At 40.5% G+C, this 4,306-nt stretch carries 5 protein-coding genes; all 5 read right to left on the bottom strand.

The genetic code is table 11. The annotated features are described in order from the left end of the window. Positions 1-460: 460 nt before the first annotated feature. From MVE01_RS08070 to MVE01_RS08050, 5 genes are read right to left on the bottom strand one after another with little or no spacing between them, the layout of a single operon-like run. Positions 461-1,078: an HAD family hydrolase gene (locus tag MVE01_RS08070; RefSeq protein WP_472561674.1), complete on the bottom strand. Its 618-nt coding sequence runs from the start codon at positions 1,076-1,078 to the stop codon at positions 461-463. After that, complete coding sequence (locus MVE01_RS08065) at positions 1,075-1,998, bottom strand: PDC sensor domain-containing protein (protein WP_472561673.1); 924 nt, start codon at positions 1,996-1,998, stop codon at positions 1,075-1,077. The genes MVE01_RS08070 and MVE01_RS08065 overlap by 4 nt, the downstream gene beginning before the upstream one ends. A gap of 9 nt (positions 1,999-2,007) precedes the next feature. After that, on the bottom strand, positions 2,008-2,823 hold the full coding sequence (locus MVE01_RS08060) for a phosphatidylserine decarboxylase (RefSeq protein WP_472561672.1): 816 nt from the start codon (positions 2,821-2,823) through the stop codon (positions 2,008-2,010). Continuing rightward, the gene (locus MVE01_RS08055; protein WP_472561671.1) at positions 2,816-3,649 is read right to left on the bottom strand and encodes a hypothetical protein; all 834 of its coding nucleotides are present in this window, start codon (positions 3,647-3,649) and stop codon (positions 2,816-2,818) included. Before MVE01_RS08055 ends, MVE01_RS08060 begins: the two co-directional genes overlap by 8 nt. Before the next feature lies 1 nt (position 3,650). Beyond that, entirely contained in the window at positions 3,651-4,112 is a 462-nt protein-coding gene (locus MVE01_RS08050) for an iron-sulfur cluster assembly scaffold protein (RefSeq protein ID WP_472561670.1), read from the bottom strand. Positions 4,113-4,306: the final 194 nt, after the last annotated feature.

The following is a 4,306-nucleotide window of genomic DNA, read 5'->3' as shown; positions in this document are numbered from 1 at the left end:
TCCTGATCTTATGGGTGGTAATGACATACGTTATACCGATAAGATATCAGGGAAAAGAGTAGATGCCAGAGAACATCCCGCTTTCCCAAGAGAGAGACTTGTCACCAAACGAGAGATTTTTAACAATAATCCCAATGGGGCTATCTTGCCTACGAGAAGTACATAAAAGCAAAGGGAGTACAGCCTCTTGCGTATACCATGATGGACAAAGACCTCATAACATAGAAAGTTAGGTTACATTAAAGGAGCTAACCCATCTCAACCCTAGAACAAAAACACTCCTTTGAAACAGCACAAAAAGACTACAAGCTTCATGCCCTGTATGACTCTAGCATCAACATAGACCATGACCAGAGTGAAGTAGTAGGTCATGAGATTACGCTTAAGGGGTGCGATTTTATATAAAACCATTTTTAAAAGAAATGTTACAGGTATACCTAAATAAATAGATCATAAAACACTATAGTAACATTCTTTTTAAGGCATCCACAGATCTTACTGCATTCGCATGTTCTGTAAACCCCCAGTCTACCATAATATACGGTATATCTGCCTGTTTGCTTGCCATTTCATCACGTGAACCGTCACCGATGAAAAGGGACTTCTCTTTAGGATATTCCAGTTCTTTAATAATCTTGTAAAGCATATCTGGATGGGGTTTGCCCTGGGGTACATCATCATAGCAAGCAAGTGCATTAAAGTAGTCATATATGTCCAGATGGGTAAGAGACTCTATAGTAGAGCCTCTGTAGGCATTGGTAGCAATGGCAAGTTTATGTCCCTGCTCTTTGAGGCTTTCAAGTAGTTCTTTGATGCCGTCATAAAGTACCAGTTCCTTCTCATGATTGTTCGTGTAGTACTCAGAGAACCACTGCTCATGCTTTGCCTCAAACGCTTTGGCATGGTAGAAAAAACGTGCAGGATCAACCGTATGGTCATTGACATGCTTTAAAATGTGCTCCGCATCCATAGGCGCATACCCAAGATTCTGACGTACATAGTTAATGGCATTGGCGATGGTCAGGGAACTGTCAACCAGCGTCCCGTCCATATCGAAGATGATCAGTTTTTGACTCATTTGTTGTTCTTGTCACCTTTTTGGTTGATCTTTAAATAGTAAGAGAGTCCCAGTATCAATGCGGTGATACCTATGAGCAGTTCTACGGCAAAATGAAGTTTCACAGGATCGGTCAGCGCAAACTTGAACACCAGCATCAATGCTTCAATGGAGAGTGCAATAATGATGGAGCCCAAAAAGCGTACCATGGTCTGGTGAGATTCTTCTGAGTGCCCCCGTTTTTTAACTTTACCTAGCACCTCTTCCTCAAATATCGCTTTGACCAGGTCAACAATGGCTAAAGAGAGAGTCAAAAGAATGGTGGACTTGAACATTTCATTAATATCGATATTGCTGAAATCAAACCCAAAACTCATGAAACTGGTCACCCCTTTTACAAAAAGTAAAAGTGCTACCATGAACAGAGCAAGTGAAAATGCCGTATAGATCGTACGACTGAATGTACCAAAAGTTGAGTCAAAGGAACCTGGTGAGATCATTTTAAGCATATTTTGTAACGTAATATCTACACAAATGATACATAAAAGATTATCATCTGCATCAAAGAGAGGGAAAGAGGCGGTCACAACCAGCTCGTTACTCACAAGTGAGGGATAAGGGTCTGTCAAGATACAGCGATGCTCTTTGAGTGTCCGGTAATAATAGGCTCTGTCACTTCGGTCATCTCCTTTGCCTCTGCCATTGAGTTTAGGATTGGAAGAGATGTTATCGACTATCTGGATGCCATTGCCGTCTATGGCATAGATCACTTCACTTTTAGGCAGTGCCTGCTTAAGATTTTTGATCTTTTTGACAATGTCCTCTACTCTCATACCACTCTCAAGGCTTTGAGAAATGTTACGGCTTAAAATATAGCAGAGGTAGGCTCTGGCTTTGGTACGTATTTGTGCATATTCCTGTATCTCTTTAACCGACACCATAAGAACTCCTTATTTTATTTTTCCCAACACATCTGTATATGATACTTTTTGGTTGATAGCAACTTCAGGGACTATACTGCCTTTTTTAGAAAATGTCAAAACAGTTGAGCCCATCTCGAACCAGCCAAAGAGTTCACCTCTCTCCAGCCATAGGTCTTCATAGGTGTAGTGTCTTGGTTCTCGTATCTCGGAGTTTGTCTGTACACGCTCTTCAAAAGTCACTACCATTTTGCCTACATTCAGTGCCCCGACAAGTACAAGCATCTGTATTCTGCCTTTCTTGTCCTCACACTCTATGACCACTCTTTCATTTTCTATGAAAAGATCCGGCATATTGCGAAGCAGCGGAAAATTCACAGGATAAAGCTTTCCGGGTATGTGCGTTAAGGAGAGAATTTTAAGATCCATAGGCATATGGTAACGATGGTAATCTTTGGGTGAGAGATAGAAGTTGATGAACTCTCCTCCTTCAACTTTGGCTACCGCCTCCTTATGGTGCTCTCCAAACAGTTTTTCTATGGAGTAGCTCATTCCCTTGATCTGATAGGCTTTTCCTTCTGTAACGGTTCCTGCATCCGTAATGCGTGCATCCACACCTGAAATAAGGACGGATTTCCCCGGAGGAACTTCTCTTGGAGTCTCTAAAGCCCTGGTAAAGAGTTTGTTGAGTGTTTTGTAACTACTTGGTTCTCTGAACTCATGCATATCAAGTCCCATCATTTTTACATAACACACATTGATAAAATGCTGTATGAGTGAGGGAAACTCTTTTGAGGCAAATTTTCCAAAATTGCTAGAGATTACAGAGGTAAAATGTTTACCCATTCGCTTCTCCTGTAAAGTGTTTAAGCGCATCTTTCATAAGGGCAATATGATAATTTTCCTGATGATTGATAAAATCAAAGAATTTTGCCAATTCGAAGCTATCTTTCGCTACTGCTTCTGCAAGTCTTTTACACTCTTCTTTTGCCGCCAACTCTTCATCTATCCCATCTTTAAGGAACTGTACCACATCCTCTACCTGGTAAAGCTCTTTCATCACTACCCGAGGAACTGCAAGTATCCCCATCTTTGCCCCCATATCTCCAAAACTTTTCAAATGGAAGAAACTCTCATCGATGAGTATTTGAAATATTCTGTTCATATAGGCATCATTGCTGTGGGCTTTTAGGTAGTTGTAGATCATAATGAGTTCATACTCTTTGTAGGTCTCTTCAAACAAAAAGAGTGTCAATGCGTCCGTTGCTTCCTGAGTTAAGGAAATCCCGGGGAAAACACGTTCCATACTGAATGCCGTGACCACTTCATCATTCATATTTTTGAGTACCTCTCTCATATAGTGAATATCGCTTGCTATACGCGCATCAAGTTCTTTGTCCGGAGAGCTTAGAAGCTGAAGGTCTATCACATCAAGTCTTTTCACAATATTGTTGAGAAGATCACTGAGTCTTTCTACTTTGATCGGTATAGTATCTCTGTCATAATTGTATGTCACATCCAGGGCTATAAGCTCATTTTCCAGCCAGGTAAAATGTCTAAAGAGAATATCTGAAAAATCAAAAAGTACCTGTTTGTTCTGTGTTTTACTCATAAAGCCTGCCATAAGCATCTCCAGCCAGGCTTCATGTGTTTTTATCATCAATGTTTTCATCTTATTCCTCTTCGTCTTGTTTCATTTCTTCTTTGGGTACACAGCTGTTGACTATTTTATAGGTAATAATCGGATAGTCAGGATCTTCCTGACGTTTTTCATAGGTATCAACTGCTGCTTTGATCGCCAAGGCCACCATCTCTGAGCAGGCTGCATCTTCAGATGGAAGCTTGTCTAAAAGCTTTATGGTTGCATCTACCAGATTTTTTATCCCGTTGAAGTTAAGTCCCTTTGCCTCTTCAGTCAGCATAGAACCTGCAACCACTGTTGTGGTACACCCTATGGCCTGAAAACGTATATCTTCTACATAAGGTTGGTCTTCATCTTTCCCTACCCTCAGATAAATAGCGACTTTTTCACCATTCTCAGGGTTCTTTCCTATCCCTTGCACATCAGCACCTTCAAGTGTACCATAGTTCTTAGGGTTCATCATGTGTTCTATCAGTTGTGCATCCATATTCATATAGAGTGCTCCTCATTGGTTAAATAAAATACTATTATACCCTTTTATATTTATACCCAAATAGATGTAAATCAAAAATTGGATATGATTTTACACCAATACGAGGATTTTAAAAGATGGCCAAATACGTACTTTTCGATACAGAGACCACAGGGAATCAGGAAGCTGACCGCATTATACAGATAGGGGCAATG

Source organism: Sulfurovum sp., from assembly GCA_026990595.1.
Taxonomy (GTDB): Bacteria; Campylobacterota; Campylobacteria; order Campylobacterales; family Sulfurovaceae; genus Sulfurovum.
Note: the sequence above shows the minus strand (reverse complement) of the source record. Positions and strands in the feature narration are given on the sequence as shown.